Source organism: Sphingomonas sp. So64.6b (assembly GCF_014171475.1).
Lineage (GTDB): Bacteria > Pseudomonadota > Alphaproteobacteria > Sphingomonadales > Sphingomonadaceae > Sphingomonas > Sphingomonas alpina_A.
Genome location: NZ_CP048817.1, coordinates 1,300,543 through 1,316,619, shown reverse-complemented (window position 1 = coordinate 1,316,619; position 16,077 = coordinate 1,300,543). Strand labels below are relative to the sequence as shown.

Sequence of the window (16,077 nt, the reverse complement as noted above, 5' to 3'; positions counted from 1 at the left end):
GGGCTTCGCCATGCACCCGGAAGATGTGGAGACAGCACTGATGTCCGATCCTTTCGTCCGCCCAGATGTGCGCGGCTTCCTGACCTATCTCAACAACGTCCCCGGCCCCAAGATGCACGAGCTGGAGCCGCCCGCGGCGCGCGCCGTCTATGTCGCGATGAAGGATGTCGCGGATTTGCCCGTTGGCGACCTCGCAACGATCACCGACCTGACCATTCCCGGCCCGGCCGGCGACATCCCGGCGCGACTGTTCGACGCCCGGGCATCGCGCGAGCCGGGTCCTGCGGTCATGTTCTATCATGGCGGCGGCTTCGTGATCGGCGATCTCGACAGCCATGCGAGCTTCTGCGCCGAGATCGCGCGCGCGCTCGACCTGCCGCTCATCGCGGTCGATTATCGCCTCGCGCCCGAACATGCCTGGCCCGCCGCACCCGATGATTGCGAAGCGGCCGCGCGCTGGGTCGCCGAAAGCCCCGCCGAGCTTGGCCGTTCGGTAACCGGCCTGGTCGTGTGCGGCGACAGCGCGGGCGGCAATTTGTCGATCGTCACCGCCGTCGCGCTGCGCGACACCCCCGCCAAGGTCCCGGTGATCGCGCAATTCCCGATCTATCCGGCAACCGATTCGAGCCGCGAGCTTCCCTCCTATAGCGAGTTCGGCCAAGGCTTTCTGCTCACCCGCGAGAGCATGGAATGGTTCGACGCCGCCTATAAGGCGGAACGCACGCATATCCGCGCCTCACCACTGGTCGGCGATCTCGCCGGACTACCGCCCGCACTGGTGATGACGGCGAGCCTCGATCCGTTGCGCGATCAGGGCCGCGCCTATGCCGGCGCACTGATCGCGGCCGGCGTGCCGACGATCTTCCGTGAAGCGGTCGGCAACATCCACGGCTTCGTGACACTGCGTCAGGCGATCCCCTCGTCGCAGGGCGACGTCGCCGGCGCGCTGGCCGTGCTCAGGACCATCATCGCCGAAGCCGAAGCCAATCGCGTCATGGCCCAGGCGGCAAGCTAAAACCGCAAATCCTCCCCCGGAGGGGGAGGGGGACCATTCGCTTCTTCAGCGAATGGTGGAGGGGGACTTCCCCAAGCGCCACGTTGCCGGCTGATCCCTCCACCAGCTGCGCTGGTCCCCCTAGGATTCCAGTTTCGCACCAATCCCACCGGGACAAGATCAATGACCGACCCATCCTCCCTGCCCTACCGCCCCTGCGCCGGCGTGATGCTGCTCAACGCCCAGGGCAAGATCTTCGTCGGCCAGCGCATCGATACGACGCTTGAGGCATGGCAAATGCCGCAAGGCGGGATCGACGACGGCGAGAACGCCGAACAAGCCGCGATCCGCGAGCTCGGCGAAGAAACCGGCATCACCCCCGACAAGGTCGAGCTGATCGCGACGATCGACGACGAACTATTCTACGACTTGCCCGAGGACATGATCGGCAAGGTGTGGAAGGGAAAATGGCGCGGCCAGCGCCAGCGCTGGTTCCTCTACCGCTTCCTCGGCGAGAACAGCGATGTCGACATCAAGACCAGGCACCAGGAATTCCGCACCTGGCGCTGGGCCGACCCGGCCGAACTGCCCGAGGTCATCGTCCCGTTCAAGAAAGCGCTGTACGAGGAAGTGCTGGCCGGGTTCGCGTCCTATCTGGGCTAGATGTGTCGTCCCGAAGTCCGATAGTGCATCATCGATCATCAATCGTCAGGAGGAGGATGCCCTATGGCAAGTACTCTTCACGGTAGCGACAGCCGCTGTGCCGCCAGGGCGATGACGAGCGCGATCGCGCCCAGAATGAGGCTGCGCCGGTCGGTGATGGCAAAAGCGATCGGATCGCCCGAGACCTGGCCTCGCCGGGCCATCATCCAGACGCGGTTGAGCCAATAGAGCAGCACCAGGCAAAGACCCCAAAGCAGTTCAGGCGTACCGCCCTGATATGCCGGCGAGGCGCTCTTGATAAACAGCGCGAGCACCAGGATGGAGACCATCCCGCTCGCCACGCCGCTCATCATCACGATCTCGATGTCGCTGCCGACATAACCGCGGCCGCTCAGGAGCCGGTGCGGTGGCTGAGTGGTGACGGCGAGCTCGGTATATCGCTTGAGATATGCCAGGCTGAGGAAGAAGAACACCGCAAAGGTCAGCAGCCAGGAACTGACCGCTACCTCGATGGCGACGCCGCCGGCGAAGATCCGTATGGTGTAGAGGCAGGCGAGCACGACCACATCGAGCGTCATCGCCTGCTTCAACCGCAACGAATAGGCCGTCGTGACGACGAGATAGGTGGCCATTACGGCCGCAAAGGCCAGGCCGAGCGTCAGCGCGGCTGCGAGAAGCGGCAAGGTGAGAAGCGCAAGACCCAGCCCGATCGCAATCGGGATCGGCAGCGTTCCGGACGCAATCGGGCGGCTGAACTTCACGCGGTGCGCGCGGTCCGATTCGATATCGAGCAGATCGTTGATCAGGTAGACGCCAGATGCCGTCAGCGAGAAGAGCAGGAAAGCGAGGCCCGTCTTCAGGGTCGCCAGTGGCTCAAACCAGAGCCCCGAAGTCGCCAAGGGAACACCGATCAGCGCGTTCTTCGCCCATTGATGCGGCCGCATTGCTTTCAGCGTCGCGCGCCAGATGGGTACACGCCGAAGGGTGACCGACCGCACATGGCGCTGTCGCGGATCATATCCGACTGTCAGGCCTTCATGCGCGGAGGACCAGATCGGGCGGTCGGCGCGGCTGTCGCCGACATAGTCGAAAGGCCCGTCCGCATCCGCGTTGATCCAGGCAAGCTTGGTGCGGCCCTTGAGGTTGCGCCGGGCGACTGAGCCGACCGCATTGTCGAACAGCCCGAGATGGCGCGCAACGCGCGTAACGTGCCGCTGGTGCGACCCGCTGGCGAGTACGACGCGCCGACCGTCGGCTCGCGCCGCGCGGACGATCTCCAGCACTTCTTCGCGGTAAGGCAGGGTTGCCGGATCGAGCCGGACACGTCGCGCCACCATGGATTTCGCATAGGCGCGTCCGCGCAGCAGCCACCAGCACAGCAGCAAGGCGGGTACGATGCCACGCTTGGCGAAATTCAGCCAATTCTCCAGCGACACATCAGCCGAGATCAGCGTTCTGTCCAGATCGACATAAAGCGGACGCCCGACGGGCGCTTTCAGGCCGGTGACGGGCGCGTTCATGCGAGCACCGCATCGCCACGTTGGAGAGGGCGCCGTATCAGCGGAAGCGCAACGCTCGCCGCAGAGATGATCAGCAATGGCATCACCGGGAGACGGTAGCGCGGCATCACATAGGCCGCAGCATGGATCGCCCAGAAACAGCCGATCGTGACGAGGATCAAGCGCTCCGCCCTGGTCCGCCGCCGCCATTGCGCCATAGCGAGCACGGCGAAGGCAAGGATCAGCGTAAACTGTAGCACATCCGCCCAGCGCAACGCCGTGACGACAGGGCTCGAGCGATCCTCGCTGTCGGGAAAGTCAGGCACCCAAAACAATGCCAGCTTCCGCAGCGCCAAGGCTCCGGTTTGCACCGGATGGGTCTGGATATGCGTCATCGCCTGTGCACCAAGGAAGTCGGTCGCGCGCAACTCGCCATAGTCGGCGCGAATCGTGCGCCACCGGGCGCCAAGCGGCGTGTCCTTCATGCTGACGAAGCGGCCGTCGGCGGCAGGATTGTTGCCGATATAAAGGTTGAACGGTCCGTTGGTCGTCAGGACGGGACGACCCAGCGTCCGATCGACATGAACGACCCAGGGACCAAGGATTAGCGCGGCTCCGGCGGCGAAGGCGAGAGCGGCGACTGCCGTCTCAAGTAACGACTCCCGTCGCCATAAAAGGGCGACCGCTACTGCTGCGCCGGTGAGAATTACCGACGCACCGGCGAGCATTCCTGCTCCGTAGAGAACGCCTGACACGGCGGAGACGAGCTTGGGACGCCTGGTATCGAGCAGCAGCACGGCGGCCAACGTGAAGCCGAGCAGCAGCGGCACCGAAAGATTCTCGCGCAGCAGGAACGCAGACCCGGCCACTGCGGGGATCAGCACGGCATAGGAGGCCGCGGCGATCAGCGCGACAAGGCCATCCGCCGTTGCGCGCCGTGCGAGCAGATAGACAAGCAAGGTGGATATCGCGCCGAGCGCCAGATTGAGCGCCAGTGCTGCACCGAGTTTCACCCCGCCAATTGCAAAGGCGAGCGCCATGGCGAACGGATAGCCGGGGCTGTAGAAGGCGGCGTTGCCATAGGTATCGCGCATCGGCCCTGGAGCCAGCAGCGTTCGCGCCATCTCGAAATAGGCAGCCGAATCACTGAGTAGGGGTTCCTCAAGCACGACCATCGCGGAAGCCCGGGCGGCCACGGCAAGCGCCAGCGCCAGGCCGAGAGCTCGCCATTCCAGGCTGGGCCCATTCCTCGATTGGAGGAGTTTCGCTGAGCCGGGGGACTGCATGTCGCAGGTGCTAGCTCGCCCGACTTACTATTCAATTAAGCACTTCTTATCCGGTGCGATTCTACCACCGCGTCGGAGCATTATTCATGAAAACGACTGATCTCGTCCTTATCCTGGGCAGCGTCGTGCTGAGTGCGACGGCGCAGTTTCTGCTGAAGCTCGGGGCCAGCGCGCCGGCCGTGCGCGCCGCGCTCGGCGGGGATGGCGCGTTTGAAGCGCGAGCGATCGCGTTGATCACGACCCCCACGCTTATTGGTGGACTCGCCGTCTATGCCCTCTCGGCCGGATTCTGGATCGCGGTGCTGTCCAGGGTAGACCTGTCGCTGGCCTATCCTTTCGTGGGACTCGGCTTCGTGTTCACTTTCCTGATCGGAACCGTCTTCCTGGGCGAAACTGCGAACGCCGCGCGCCTGAGCGGCACGTTGCTGATCATGGCTGGAGCCGTATTGGTGGCGCGAAGCGGATAGCGTGTGCTTGACGGCTGGCACAGGCCGAGCGCCTTTTTTCAACCTACTCGGGTCGAAAGCGGGCGCTGTGATGCCGGCTACGCTCATCGCGCACCGCACGGGCTCCTTAGTTGCCCGATGCTTCGCCCATCCATGCCATGTTTTCGGAATTGTCAGATGCGCCGGACCTCGCTAGCCGCGCCGGGGAACCGAAAGTGAATGGGAAACGCTATGACCGGAACGTCGCGGATGAAAATGAAATGGCTGGCGCTGGCTTCGGCCATGACTGCGGCCATCGCGATGGTCGCTACGCCGGCGTCGGCGCAGACCGCCGGCAAGAATGAACGGCAGCTTCCGGGACAGCTGGACAGCAACAGCCCGAAGGACGACGATCACCCCTATCAGGTCCGCACACTGCCTTTGGAGGCGGGAAAGCGCTACGCGTTCAGCGCGGAGTCCGAAGATTTCGACCCCAAAATGCGCCTCTCCCTCGCCGACGATAATGATGAACAGATCGCCGAAGACGACGATAGCGGCGACGGGACCAACGCCTATATCGAATTCGCGCCCGCGCAGAGCGGGACCTATCGCGTGCGTGTGTCCTCCGTCGGCGACAATAAGGGCGGCTATGTGCTGAAGGTGCGCGACCTTCCGCCGTTGCCGGCGCCGTTGCGGCCAACCCCGGTCGGGACCAGCACCATCGTCTTCAAACATTATAACGGCGCATTGACCGAGACGGATGGCGAAATACGCGGCCGCCGTATCGATGATTATGTGTTCCACTTCGAGGGCGGCAAGCAAGTCCTGATCTCGATGGATCATGAGGGCGACGATCTCGATCCGCTGCTGCAGGTCTATCCTGCAGGCAATCGCCAGAGCACCGACCCCCTTGCCGGCGATGACGATAGCGGCGGCAAGATGAACGCTTTTCTCAGCTTCACGCCGGAGGAAAGCGCCGACTATATCGTGCGTGCGACGGGCTCGACCAGCGATCACAGCACTGGAAGCTACCGCTTGCGCGTCGGGCAGCAGCCCTGATCCGGGGCACGCATTGGTTTTCGGCGACGCCCCGTAGTCGCGAAAGCCAACCCGGGAATGCGAAAGAGCCATTTATGTGAGGGAGCATGCGCCGTGATTGACCATTTGGGGATCAGAGCCGCGGATTTCGAAGCATCCAGGCGTTTCTACGACGCAGCATTGTCGGCGTTGGGCATAGTCCCGGTCATGGAAGTCACGCCGGAGCAATCGGGCGGATATCATGGCATCGGCTATGGCCGGAACGGCAAACCATCATTCTGGCTGGGCAATGACGGCCCGCTTGGCGAAGGCCTGCACATCGCCCTCTCCGCCGCCTCGCGTGCCGAGGTCGACGCATTCTATCAGGCGGCCCTGGCTGCCGGCGGACGCGACAACGGTCCGCCCGGGATCCGCGCGCATTATCATCCGACCTATTATGGCGCTTTCGTGCTCGATCCCGACGGCATCAATGTCGAGGCGGTCTGCCACGCGCCGGAATAGGCGGGCCGCGATTTGGGAGTACGTCATTCGTGGCTCGGCGCGGTGAACCACATACGCCGCGCCTGTGAAGCAACGGCTTGTGCCACATGCCGCCGTTCGCACCGTTGCTTGATTGCCCTTATCGACCATTCGCGACTCGCGCAGGTCAATCACACGGACGGGCGGTATAGGTCTGGTCCTTGACCGCGGGATGATCGCCGAGCCCGCAAAAACGCGGATTGCGTTCCCGCTTGCCGCCGTCATTGTCGGTCAGGAAGCCATTGGCGTCGATCGGATCGACCGATGACGGAACCGCGATCTCGAAATGAACATGGTCGAGCATCGCGCATCCCACCGCTCCCTCGACCCCGATGACCTGCCCGGCCTTGACCCGATCGCCGACGCGCAAGCCGGCAGCGGCCACCGAACCATGCGCGACATGCGAATAATTGGACCATTCGCCATCGGCATGAGCGATCCACACATAATTATTGTGGCAATCCTTCGCGGCGCGGCCGGACAATTGTTCGGAAAATCCGTCCTGGATCGCCTTCACCACGCCGTCCGCGGCGGCCAGCACCTTATACGGCTTCGCGCCCGCGACAGCGAAGAGATCGACCCGGCCGACCGGCCGGTGTGTCACGAAATCGTCGAACACCTTCACCGTCGTGCCGTCCTCATAGGGAAGGCGATATTGTCCGTGGCTCGGGCCACCGTCGGACGTCGCGACCGTATCGGCAGCCGCGAGCGGCGATGACGCCCCCAGAACGGATGCCCCCAGAACGGACGCCCCCAGAATGACAACCAGTTTTCCCGACCACATCGGATATCTCCTGTTCGCTGCCGCCCGACGGGCCAGTCTCCGGCGCTTCTTCGCGCTTGTCGCCATGTCATACAAGACCGACATTCGCGAAACCCCGCCCGGTGGTTCGATGACGTTCCGCAAATTACCACAAACATGATGTCCGCTGACTATCCGACGATTACTTACCTCCGATAACAAAGTTCAAAATGGTTCGAAAACTTGTCACTGATCCGACGAAATAAGTCTATCGATCAATAATTGGCAATGCACCATCATAGTTGTGCGTTAGCCATTATGAGAACGTCCATGAGTTGGCTTGATCCGGAAACTTACCGAAAGGTTTGGATATGAGTAGCGATATCAAGAAAGTCAGCGCAAAGGTGGCGCAGGCGACGTTGACCGACGCGGTGGACTGGAAACAATATGACGGCATGCGAATAGTGAAGAGTACCGCCTCATCCATTTACCTGGTTATGTGGGGCCAGCTGCACTGGATCCCCGATCCCGGAACATTTAACAGTGTTTTCCGGGATTGGAACGGGATTGTGACAAGCGATTACCTCACGAACTCAATACCGATGGGTACGGCATTGTCGGATTTGTCGTTCATCGGGATCAGCGGCGGATCACCGGCGCAGTATCTGGTATCGATGAACGCGAAACATCTGATCCCGACCCCAGCCGTCGCGAACGCGTTCAATTTTCATTCGCCCGTGAAAGTGCCGGTCCTTGCTCTGCAATATATCCCATCCTGGCGGGACGTAAGCTGATCCTCTTTCTCTTCCGGTAACGGGGGAAGTTTCGGCGATACTTGCCCCCTGAACCTCATCCGCGTTCGACAGATCGCTGATGCGGAATGGATCGCCGAACCACGCGAGCGACGGCCAAGCGACGGCCGCCATTGTCGCTCTCGCCGCGGCGGCACGATCGGCCCCGGTCAGGAAAGCCGCAGCGAATTCACCAGCGCGGACAGCGCGGCGGGCTGATGCCGGCGGCTGGGATAATAGATGAAGAAACCCGCGATCGGCGGCGTCCAGTCCTCAAGCACGCGAACGAGCTGACCCTTCGCAATATAGTCCGCGACCTGGTCTTCATAAGCGAGCCCGAGACCGGCTCCGGCGAGTGCCGCCTGAATCACCAGATGAGTGTCGTCGATGATCAGCGGGCCATTCACATTGACCGTGACCGACTTTCGCCCCTGCTCGAACTCCCATCGATAGGGACCGCTGGGCAGGCGCAGCGTTATGCAGCGATGGTCGCTCAGGTCCCTTGGTTTTTGCGGGATGCGTCGTGACACGAAATAATGCGGCGATCCCACCACCGTCAATCGCAAATCCCGCGTGACCGGCATCGCGATCATGTCCTTCTGGATATACTCGCCAAGCTGAATCCCGGCATCGAACTCGCCTGCGACAAGGTCGACCGGGCCGGTTACGGTCACCACGTCGAGAATGATGTCTGGATAGGCCTCGGCGAATGCCGCAAGCTTCGGCAGCAGGACCATCACCGCGGCCGATCGTGACATGACGATCCGAAGGCGTCCCGCGGGCTGCCGCCGAATGCTTCGGGCCTTGTCCAGCGCATGCGCGATTTGCTCCAGCCCCGGCGACAAATCCTGCAGCAGGGCGGCCCCCGCGGCGGTCGGCGCGACGCTCCTGGTCGTCCGCGCCAGAAGCTGCAACCCGAGCCGCTGCTCAAGCTTCCTGATCGTATGACTCAGCGCGGACTGCGACACACCCAGCTTTGCCGCCGCCCGGGTAAAGCTTCGTTCGCTGGCCACCACGGCAAACGTCGCGAGATCGCTCAGGTCGTTTTTCATGATCTATGAATTCGACTCATCATCCTTTGCCAGGTTACGTGCCTAGTCTCATAAATCCCGCCTCGCTAGGGTCCGCGAGAAGCGAGGTCGCGCAGGCCGAGCAGCGGAGACTGGCACAATGAATACCGACGATCATGCCCTGCGCGCGCTGGCGCAAACCTATTTCGATGCCGCCTACGAAATGGACGCCGACAAATTCGCGTCGGTATTCCATCCATCGAGCGCCGTCACAAAGGTCGGCGACGATGGCAAGGTGAGCGTGACACCTATCGCGGCATGGCTGGCGACCGTCCGTACGCTGACCGCGCCAAAGCAATCGGGTATGGAGCGCGACGACCGGATCATATTGATCGATGTCGAAAGCGATCTCGCATTCCTGAAACTGAGATTGCGGATACATTCACGTCATTTCACCGACATCCTGTCATGCCTGAAGGCTGATGGAACGTGGCGGATCGTTCAGAAAGTCATGACGTCCACAACCTGATCGTCGTCCGGGTGAACGACAAGGCCGATCGCATTTGTCCCCCGCTCACCGCACTTCAACCGTCGCCTTCAACCAGTCGCGCACCGCCTGTACATCCGCGCAGGCGATATTCTCCGGCGTGGCCACGACATGATAGGTCTCGCCTTCGATCACCGGCCCGAAGGGATGGACCAGCAGGCCGGCATCGATCTCCGGCGCCGCGAGCACCAGGCTGGAGATAGCCACCCCATGCCCGGCGACCGCCGCCTGCAGCACATGCCCGTCATGGTTGAAGCGAGGCCCTTTCTCGACCGCGAGGTCCGCCATACCGGCCAATTTCGCCCAGCGCCGCCAGTCGGGCGCCAGATCCGGCCGGCTCCATTCCACATGCAACAGCGTGGCGCGTTTCAAATCCTCCGGGCTGGAGAGCTGTAGGCCCGGACTGCACAGGATCCCGAAACATTCGGACAGCAGCGGCTCCGCCACCAGCCCGTTGAACGGCCCCGCTCCATAACGAACGGCAATATCGGCAACCCCCGAAGCCAGATCGACCAGTTCGTCCGACGCGTGCAGGCGCAAATCGAATTGCGGATGATCCGACCGAAATGAATCGAGCGCCGGCAGCAGGCGGCGCGCGGTGAACAATGTCGTCGCGGTCAGCGTCACCGCCTTGCGCCGGCGCTGCGGCGACAGGTCCGCGATCGCCTGCGCAAAGGCATCGAAGCCGTCGCGCAAGGTCGGATAGAGCCGGCGCCCGGCCTCGGTCAGCCCGACGCGCCGCACCTGACGCACGAACAGCGCCATGCCCAGCACCTCCTCCAAAAGGCGGATCTGGTGGCTGATCGCCGTCGGCGTCACCGCCAGCTCCTCGGCCGCCTTGCGGAAGCTGAGATGCCGCGCAGCCGCCTCGAAGGCGCGCAGCGCCGCGAGCGGCGGCAACCGCCGATGACGCAACATGGATGAGGTCAGTTCATTCATCAGCTGAGCAATTCGCGTTCGTCACGCGCCTCCCGGTGCCGGTAATCCAATGAGCGACATCCATAACAGATGAATCGAATTACGTCATGAATCCCGAGACACCCAATCCATTCCGCCTTCTCCATATCGACGCCAGCGCGCGGCCCGGCCTGTCCGGGCAGGACCGCCATGGCTCGCACACACGGCGGCTGAGCCGGCGCTTCATCCGCCGCTGGTCCGAATCCCGGCCGCTGGATGTCGTCACCTATCGCGATGTCGGCGGCGCACCGCCCGATCCGGTCAGCGGAGACTGGATCGCCGCCGCCTTCTGTCCGCCGGCCCGGCGCGACGCAGGCCAAAGGGCGGTGCTGGCGCAGAGCGACCGGCTGACGGCGGAACTCATTGCCGCCGATCTCGTCGTCATCGGCGCGCCGATGTATAATTTCGGGCTGCCGGCGCAGCTCAAGGCGTGGATCGACAATATCGTGCGCGTCGGTATGACCTTCGGCTTCGATCGGGCACGCGCCGGCGAACCCTATTGGCCGATGCTGCCGCCCGGCAAGCGGCTGGTCATCCTCACCGCGCGCGGTGATTTCGGCTATGGCGAAGGCGGCCGGCTTGCCGCGATGAACCTCGTCGAAGCGGGCCTGAAGGTGCCGCTGGCCTATATCGGGCTCAACGACAGCGATACCGTTGCGATCGAATATGACGAGTTCGGCGACGATCGATTAAGCGCATCGATCGCGGCGGCGGAAACGGCCGTCGATCACCTGGTGGGAACGCTGCTGGCGAACCGTCGGGCTGGGGGCCAGCCCTCGACAACCCCCTTTTTCGCCACATCTCCGAAGTAAGGCGTTGTTGCACGTGCCACCGTAATTATTTCACGCTTCACTTCCAAATTAAGAGTTGTTGCACCTGTCCACCGCAACTGGCCAGACGGCTCTTGCGGCGGGGCTCAATCATATTATGCTCCCAAGCATACGGGGAGGGTGATAATATGGCAAACGAAGTTGGCGAGGACGATAACAGTACTGACGTTCAAGTGGCAGATATAGTTGGGAATCAAGATTGGTTCCTGACACATATAATTGAAAACATTATCAACCAAGGCGTTGAAATTGGAGTCACTCTGACGATTTCCGGCCAGGTTGTTTCCGGAATGCTGATCGGCGGCAAGACTTATTTCAAGGAGCTTGGCCAACTTATCGCTGGCGCTTCCAAGAAAGAAGGGGACATCTATGACACGCTAGGAGAGGATTGGCCTAAAAACGCAGCTTTGTATGAAAAACCGGAAGACGCGAGCGATGATTGGGTTGAACCGCTCGCCAGCTATCTGCACCTTCGGGAGGCATATTATCTGAATCCCGGCCAAAGTGTATTTCCGGTCAAGCCCGGCATGCTCTGGCGAGGCAGAATTTCGAGAGTTGACGGTTTTTCTATCGGCAACATTTCGGTGGATTGAGAAATGGCAAAGCATCATCGTGTTTTCATCGCATTTGCGGTTGAGGATAAATGGGCCCGGGATCGGCTCGTCGGGCAAGCGGCAAATCAACGCACGCCATTTGAATGGACTGATATGTCTGTGAAGCAGCCGTGGGAGACGGACTGGCGCAATCGTTGTCGCGCCCGAATCAAGGGCTGCGATGGCATGATAGCGTTTGTAACGCGGAATACTGCACAGGCGACTGGTCAACTCTTCGAGATCAGAACTGCCCGGGAGGAAGGGATTCCGTTAATCGGTATGTACGCGACACAGGACAACCGCCCTTACTCGCTACCCGTAGAGTTGCAGGGAGTCGCGGTGTACGATTGGACCTGGCCCAATATCTCAGCGTTTCTGAATCGCATTTGACATTAAAAACCTCTCCTCCACCTGAAACAGATCGCGCCAAGACGGAGCGGCTCGAAATCTATAAGCTTCTGGTCGAGATGTCCGATCGAGTCAGCCAACGTCGGCAGTCCGCTAATAACTTCTACCTGTCTGTAAACACCCTCTTGGTCGGCGGCTCCGCTTACCTCGGCACCCTCCAGCCCCGCGCGTTAAATGTCATCGTCATTTCCGTCGCGGGTATCGCGATTTGCGCAGTATGGATCATCAATATCCTGAGCTACAAGACGCTTAATCAAGCCAAGTTTAAGGTTATAAACGACCTTGAACAGAGACTCGTCGAGCAACCATTTCACGATGAATGGGGCCAACTTGATCCCGATTTGGACGGCCAGCGTCATCGACCCTTTCACCAAGTGGAACGGGTCGTCCCATGGATATTTATGGCGGTCTATATCGCGCAGTCGCTCGCGATAATCCCTTGGAAAGCTGCCGCAGCCTACTTATAACCCGCGGCGGTTGTTAATCGAGAGCCTCCGTAATTGAATTTCGGTGACACTTGCAAACCGCCTTTCACGCTGCACCCGAAGTAAGGGAGTTGTTGTACGTATCACCGTAATGTACCGTAATGCTGACCTACGCACTTAACGGCCGTAACATCGATCTCGCGTGATTTCCCTTCGCCCGATCCCCAAATGCTACGCTGGTTCGCACATGCAGCCCGCGTTGCTAGGGTAACGTGGCAACCTCTTGCTCCATAAGATAGCCCGACTCCTTAACGGTAGCCATGATGTCGTCGGACGTGGGCTCTGTAGCCATTCGAAAATCCATCAAGATAGAGTTTCGGAATCCCTATCCTCAAGCCTCCTCAGCAAAACAGAGGCGAAAGAGAGATGATCAAGGCAACGATCAATTGGATCGATGTTTATGTCGTGACCGCGGGGATTACGGATCGCAGACATAGCACCAGCGAAGATAAACTTGTAGCCGGACTGCTCATCAATCTCACTCTGCGTCGCGAGCGCGGTAAGTTTGATCTTCGGGTTGGCCTCAGCGAAGGCAGCCATCATTAATTTGAAGCCGCTCTCATTAATTCCAGACAACTTCTTCACGTTGATATCGACAAGCTTGAACGCCTCGAACGTTGCCTGGGAATAATGACCGTTGTCGAACAGCTTGAGGCTTACGTGACTGATATCAGGGTGGATATTCCGTTCATCGAATGGATGCGACTGCTCCTCTCGATCGCAGCGCTCCGTACTTAAATCGCCGGCTAATCGGGCGATCTTCTCGAAGGCCCTCAGTGCTTTACTCATTGATCAAGTTGGCCCGGATACTTTTAAAAATGTTATCGTAGGTCTCTTGTGATCCGTTCGCTGGCAAGTTTATTTCAATCCGGACCGTCAGTGCCATATCTCGCGCAGACTTCCCGCCGATGGTCTCCGCTGCGCTACCGCCATTCACCATTATATCGGGAGTCTTGGCAACCTTAGTCGGCGAGGCTTTAGGCTTGACCGATTTAGATTTTGTAATCGTCTTCATCACAGACTTCTCTGCAGGTTGCTCGTGACCCGCCAGCCCGCGGAATATGATAAACACAGACGCCTGCCGGCTGCCGATTAGCTCGCTAGTCTTGTCGGTAGCACGAAAATACGACGTGAGCTCACTCTTGGTCATTGTCCAAGCATCATCAGCCCGCAATTCAAACAAATCTGCGTAACTTTCGCGCACTAATACTTCGAATGCTTTTGAGAACTCCTCGTCTCCGAGCAGGAATACATCGTGTCCTTTGGATGTTCTCTTGCCTTCTTCGTCAATAATATTAATAAAACGAAGTGAATTGATAACGTAACTCTCGTTGTTCGGAGCAATCGAATACTTCTTGACCGTATCAGAAGTGACGGTAGCCGGAAAATTCTTCCGTAAATATCCAATCATCTGCGCAATATTCCCGGGACCGGAAATGTACGGGTGTGATGCCATGTTAACCCCCTAAAGTCGCGCCGTTCCCCCAAGCGCATTGGAGGCCTAATATATTGGACTGACGCAGAAGGGAATGCTTCCGCGTTAAAGGCCGAGCAACGAAAGGGGCAGAACCCGACCGGCAGTTTCCGCGCAATCTAGGCAAACGCGAAAGTACGTTCAGTTCCAAGTTGTCTCTTAGTAGGGCTGGCGTGAACGTCGGCGTCGTCTAAGACAGGTTTAATGCGACGCGACGATACAGCAAAAACGTCGTAAACGGGCTCAGAATTCATCCGACGAGTGAACGACGCCAAGGATAGACGGCACCGAACGCTCTCGAGCGAGCAACCCGATAGGGTCGTTAACATTCTGAGTGAAAAATCTCGACCTGTATGGGGGAAGATATGCTCGATTTTTTAGATCACATCGCTTCGGTGGCGACTGCAGTCGTAGCAATGTGGCTATGGGTGATATTTGTCTGGCGGGTTTGGCGGCGCAGATGGGCCCTCAACAAGTATCTGAAGGATGAACTTGCTGGCTATGATCGCGGGCAGCGATCGCTTCTCAGGATCTCCGGCGAATTGAAGATGACCGAAACTGAGGTACTCGATGCCGCATTCGGCAGCAAGAACGTCGAAGTTGTCGTAGTGCCGCACCCTCAGACCGGCTATGCTGACCGGCTATTGTTCCGATACATCGGACCCCGCTAGCCACTCAGATTACGACAGCAGCATTACGGTGGCTGCTTACTTATCCCCTAAACACAGTCTGCCCAGTTGCCATCCGGACGCCCGGCACATAAATCACCCAAATGCCCACCCCATCGTCCAGCCCCTCCCCACCCCCAGTCGCAATGGACCCACTCAGCCAGGTCCTGCAGGACTTCCGCCTGAGCGGCGTCAATTATGGCCGCTGCGAACTCCGGCACCCCTGGAGCATCGGCTTCCCGCGTCAGGACCTGCTGCGCTTTCACTTCGTCAGCAGGGGGCCATGCTTCATCCACACCGAGGCACAGGGCTGGCAGCAACTGAATGACGGCGATCTGGTGTTGTTGCCGCAAGGCATCGCGCACCGGCTGGCCAGTTCGCCCCATGTCGTCAACGACTGCCTCAAGGAATGCCAGGTGGTCGGGCTGGGCGGCAATGTCTGTGAGGTCGTGCGCGAAGGAACCGGCGCGACCAGCACGCTTTTCTGCGGCTCGATGGCGCTGGACGCCTATGCGCTTCACCCCCTGATCAACCTGATGCCGCCGCTGATCAAGGGCTGCGACGTCGCCGCCAGCGACCCGATCATCGGCCCCTTGCTGGAGGCGATGACTGCGGAGGCGTCGCAACCGCGCATGGGCAGCGCCACGATCCTGTCGCGCATGGCCGATCTGCTCACCGCGCGGCTGATCCGCTGCTGGGTCGATTGCACCGGCAGCTCGACCACCGGCTGGCTCGCCGCTATCCGCGACCCGCATCTCGGCCGCGCCCTCGCGGCGATGCACCGCGACCCCGGCCATGGCTGGACGCTCGAAACCCTCGCCGCGCTGGCCGGCCAGTCGCGCTCGGTCTTCGCCGAACGCTTCAGCACGGTGCTCGGCGAGGGCGCGGCGCGCTATCTCGCTGGCCTGCGCATGCAGCTTGCCCGCGAATGGCTCGGCCAGGGCGCGCTGTCGGTCGCCGAGGTTGCCGGCCGCCTGGGCTATCAGTCCGAGGCGTCGTTCGCCCGTGCCTTCAAACGCATCACCCGCGTCTCGCCGGGCGTTGTGCGGCGCACAAATTCCGGACGAACTGACATGGAATTCGGATTATAGGATACAGATAATCCGAAGGCGCACACCTATGTAGGGCCCCCATTCAGGAGGTTCTTC

General features: G+C 60.5%; 20 protein-coding genes. 13 read left to right on the top strand and 7 right to left on the bottom strand.

Going from position 1 to position 16,077, the window contains the following annotated elements; all coding sequences use genetic code 11:
- The first annotated feature begins 40 nt into the window (after positions 1-40).
- Entirely contained in the window at positions 41-1,015 is a 975-nt protein-coding gene (locus G4G27_RS06310; RefSeq protein WP_183112556.1) for an alpha/beta hydrolase, read from the top strand.
- A 162-nt stretch (positions 1,016-1,177) separates the two neighbouring features.
- Positions 1,178-1,657: an RNA pyrophosphohydrolase gene (locus tag G4G27_RS06305; protein ID WP_183112555.1), complete on the top strand. Its 480-nt coding sequence runs from the start codon at positions 1,178-1,180 to the stop codon at positions 1,655-1,657.
- A 77-nt stretch (positions 1,658-1,734) separates the two neighbouring features.
- Here G4G27_RS06305 and G4G27_RS06300 read toward each other — a convergent pair whose 3' ends face one another.
- Both G4G27_RS06300 and G4G27_RS06295 read right to left on the bottom strand, forming a co-directional pair.
- Positions 1,735-3,177, bottom strand: a complete 1,443-nt coding sequence (locus G4G27_RS06300) for a UbiA family prenyltransferase (RefSeq protein WP_183112554.1) — start codon at positions 3,175-3,177, stop codon at positions 1,735-1,737.
- Positions 3,174-4,352, bottom strand: coding sequence for a glycosyltransferase family 39 protein (locus G4G27_RS06295; protein WP_183112553.1), 1,179 nt, complete (start codon positions 4,350-4,352; stop codon positions 3,174-3,176). The genes G4G27_RS06300 and G4G27_RS06295 overlap by 4 nt, the downstream gene beginning before the upstream one ends.
- Positions 4,353-4,528: 176 nt before the next feature.
- Here G4G27_RS06295 and G4G27_RS06290 point away from each other — a divergent pair, with 176 nt between their 5' ends.
- The 3 genes from G4G27_RS06290 to G4G27_RS06280 all read left to right on the top strand — a co-directional run bounded on the left by G4G27_RS06290 (position 4,529) and on the right by G4G27_RS06280 (position 6,406).
- The gene (locus G4G27_RS06290; RefSeq protein ID WP_183112552.1) at positions 4,529-4,909 is read left to right on the top strand and encodes a small multi-drug resistant family protein; all 381 of its coding nucleotides are present in this window, start codon (positions 4,529-4,531) and stop codon (positions 4,907-4,909) included.
- A 261-nt stretch (positions 4,910-5,170) separates the two neighbouring features.
- Entirely contained in the window at positions 5,171-5,926 is a 756-nt protein-coding gene (locus G4G27_RS06285) for a PPC domain-containing protein (RefSeq protein WP_183112551.1), read from the top strand.
- A 93-nt stretch (positions 5,927-6,019) separates the two neighbouring features.
- Positions 6,020-6,406, top strand: coding sequence for a VOC family protein (locus G4G27_RS06280; protein WP_183112550.1), 387 nt, complete (start codon positions 6,020-6,022; stop codon positions 6,404-6,406).
- 145 nt (positions 6,407-6,551) lie between these two features.
- Here G4G27_RS06280 and G4G27_RS06275 read toward each other — a convergent pair whose 3' ends face one another.
- Positions 6,552-7,208 (bottom strand): M23 family metallopeptidase, encoded by a 657-nt coding sequence (locus G4G27_RS06275; RefSeq protein ID WP_183112549.1) that lies wholly within the window; start codon positions 7,206-7,208, stop codon positions 6,552-6,554.
- 329 nt (positions 7,209-7,537) lie between these two features.
- Here G4G27_RS06275 and G4G27_RS06270 point away from each other — a divergent pair, with 329 nt between their 5' ends.
- The gene (locus tag G4G27_RS06270) at positions 7,538-7,960 is read left to right on the top strand and encodes a hypothetical protein (RefSeq protein ID WP_183112548.1); all 423 of its coding nucleotides are present in this window, start codon (positions 7,538-7,540) and stop codon (positions 7,958-7,960) included.
- Between the two features lie 167 nt (positions 7,961-8,127).
- Here G4G27_RS06270 and G4G27_RS06265 read toward each other — a convergent pair whose 3' ends face one another.
- Positions 8,128-9,009 (bottom strand): LysR substrate-binding domain-containing protein, encoded by an 882-nt coding sequence (locus G4G27_RS06265; protein ID WP_183112547.1) that lies wholly within the window; start codon positions 9,007-9,009, stop codon positions 8,128-8,130.
- A gap of 118 nt (positions 9,010-9,127) precedes the next feature.
- On the opposite strand from G4G27_RS06265, the gene G4G27_RS06260 reads away from it, so the two are divergent.
- The gene (locus G4G27_RS06260) at positions 9,128-9,496 is read left to right on the top strand and encodes a nuclear transport factor 2 family protein (protein WP_183112546.1); all 369 of its coding nucleotides are present in this window, start codon (positions 9,128-9,130) and stop codon (positions 9,494-9,496) included.
- Positions 9,497-9,541: 45 nt separating this feature from the next.
- Here the strand turns inward: G4G27_RS06260 and gcvA are convergent, their stop codons facing one another.
- Complete coding sequence (gene gcvA, locus G4G27_RS06255; protein WP_183112545.1) at positions 9,542-10,453, bottom strand: transcriptional regulator GcvA; 912 nt, start codon at positions 10,451-10,453, stop codon at positions 9,542-9,544.
- A gap of 86 nt (positions 10,454-10,539) precedes the next feature.
- Between gcvA and G4G27_RS06250 the strand changes: the two genes are divergently transcribed.
- The 4 genes from G4G27_RS06250 to G4G27_RS06235 all read left to right on the top strand — a co-directional run bounded on the left by G4G27_RS06250 (position 10,540) and on the right by G4G27_RS06235 (position 12,769).
- Positions 10,540-11,283 (top strand): NAD(P)H-dependent oxidoreductase, encoded by a 744-nt coding sequence (locus tag G4G27_RS06250; protein WP_183112544.1) that lies wholly within the window; start codon positions 10,540-10,542, stop codon positions 11,281-11,283.
- 146 nt (positions 11,284-11,429) lie between these two features.
- Complete coding sequence (locus G4G27_RS06245; RefSeq protein ID WP_183112543.1) at positions 11,430-11,894, top strand: hypothetical protein; 465 nt, start codon at positions 11,430-11,432, stop codon at positions 11,892-11,894.
- A gap of 3 nt (positions 11,895-11,897) precedes the next feature.
- Positions 11,898-12,284 carry a hypothetical protein gene (locus G4G27_RS06240; protein WP_183112542.1) on the top strand — a complete coding sequence of 129 codons (387 nt, stop codon included), beginning with the start codon at positions 11,898-11,900 and terminating at the stop codon, positions 12,282-12,284.
- Positions 12,242-12,769 (top strand): hypothetical protein, encoded by a 528-nt coding sequence (locus G4G27_RS06235; RefSeq protein ID WP_183112541.1) that lies wholly within the window; start codon positions 12,242-12,244, stop codon positions 12,767-12,769. Before G4G27_RS06240 ends, G4G27_RS06235 begins: the two co-directional genes overlap by 43 nt.
- A 321-nt stretch (positions 12,770-13,090) precedes the next feature.
- Here the strand turns inward: G4G27_RS06235 and G4G27_RS06230 are convergent, their stop codons facing one another.
- Both G4G27_RS06230 and G4G27_RS06225 read right to left on the bottom strand, forming a co-directional pair.
- Positions 13,091-13,576 carry a TIGR02391 family protein gene (locus tag G4G27_RS06230; protein WP_183112540.1) on the bottom strand — a complete coding sequence of 162 codons (486 nt, stop codon included), beginning with the start codon at positions 13,574-13,576 and terminating at the stop codon, positions 13,091-13,093.
- The gene (locus G4G27_RS06225) at positions 13,569-14,243 is read right to left on the bottom strand and encodes a DUF5343 domain-containing protein (RefSeq protein ID WP_183112539.1); all 675 of its coding nucleotides are present in this window, start codon (positions 14,241-14,243) and stop codon (positions 13,569-13,571) included. Before G4G27_RS06225 ends, G4G27_RS06230 begins: the two co-directional genes overlap by 8 nt.
- Positions 14,244-14,626: 383 nt before the next feature.
- Here G4G27_RS06225 and G4G27_RS06220 point away from each other — a divergent pair, with 383 nt between their 5' ends.
- A complete protein-coding gene (locus G4G27_RS06220; RefSeq protein ID WP_183112538.1) occupies positions 14,627-14,932 on the top strand; it encodes a hypothetical protein in 306 nt (101 codons plus the stop codon).
- Positions 14,933-15,075: 143 nt separating this feature from the next.
- On the top strand, positions 15,076-16,020 hold the full coding sequence (locus tag G4G27_RS06215; protein ID WP_202049668.1) for an AraC family transcriptional regulator: 945 nt from the start codon (positions 15,076-15,078) through the stop codon (positions 16,018-16,020).
- Positions 16,021-16,077: the final 57 nt, after the last annotated feature.

Excerpts from the sequence above, each read along its gene's own strand:
- G4G27_RS06310 (WP_183112556.1), top strand. The coding sequence starts at position 41 with ATGTCCGATCCTTTCGTCCGCCCAGATGTGCGCGGCTTCCTGACCTAT.
- G4G27_RS06305 (WP_183112555.1), top strand. The coding sequence starts at position 1,178 with ATGACCGACCCATCCTCCCTGCCCTACCGCCCCTGCGCCGGCGTGATG.
- G4G27_RS06300 (WP_183112554.1), bottom strand. The coding sequence starts at position 3,177 with ATGAACGCGCCCGTCACCGGCCTGAAAGCGCCCGTCGGGCGTCCGCTT.
- G4G27_RS06290 (WP_183112552.1), top strand. The coding sequence starts at position 4,529 with ATGAAAACGACTGATCTCGTCCTTATCCTGGGCAGCGTCGTGCTGAGT.
- G4G27_RS06285 (WP_183112551.1), top strand. The coding sequence starts at position 5,171 with ATGACTGCGGCCATCGCGATGGTCGCTACGCCGGCGTCGGCGCAGACC.
- G4G27_RS06275 (WP_183112549.1), bottom strand. The coding sequence starts at position 7,208 with ATGTGGTCGGGAAAACTGGTTGTCATTCTGGGGGCGTCCGTTCTGGGG.
- G4G27_RS06270 (WP_183112548.1), top strand. The coding sequence starts at position 7,538 with ATGAGTAGCGATATCAAGAAAGTCAGCGCAAAGGTGGCGCAGGCGACG.
- G4G27_RS06265 (WP_183112547.1), bottom strand. The coding sequence starts at position 9,009 with ATGAAAAACGACCTGAGCGATCTCGCGACGTTTGCCGTGGTGGCCAGC.
- G4G27_RS06260 (WP_183112546.1), top strand. The coding sequence starts at position 9,128 with ATGAATACCGACGATCATGCCCTGCGCGCGCTGGCGCAAACCTATTTC.
- gcvA (WP_183112545.1), bottom strand. The coding sequence starts at position 10,453 with ATGAATGAACTGACCTCATCCATGTTGCGTCATCGGCGGTTGCCGCCG.
- G4G27_RS06250 (WP_183112544.1), top strand. The coding sequence starts at position 10,540 with ATGAATCCCGAGACACCCAATCCATTCCGCCTTCTCCATATCGACGCC.
- G4G27_RS06245 (WP_183112543.1), top strand. The coding sequence starts at position 11,430 with ATGGCAAACGAAGTTGGCGAGGACGATAACAGTACTGACGTTCAAGTG.
- G4G27_RS06240 (WP_183112542.1), top strand. The coding sequence starts at position 11,898 with ATGGCAAAGCATCATCGTGTTTTCATCGCATTTGCGGTTGAGGATAAA.
- G4G27_RS06230 (WP_183112540.1), bottom strand. The coding sequence starts at position 13,576 with ATGAGTAAAGCACTGAGGGCCTTCGAGAAGATCGCCCGATTAGCCGGC.
- G4G27_RS06225 (WP_183112539.1), bottom strand. The coding sequence starts at position 14,243 with ATGGCATCACACCCGTACATTTCCGGTCCCGGGAATATTGCGCAGATG.
- G4G27_RS06220 (WP_183112538.1), top strand. The coding sequence starts at position 14,627 with ATGCTCGATTTTTTAGATCACATCGCTTCGGTGGCGACTGCAGTCGTA.
- G4G27_RS06215 (WP_202049668.1), top strand. The coding sequence starts at position 15,076 with ATGGACCCACTCAGCCAGGTCCTGCAGGACTTCCGCCTGAGCGGCGTC.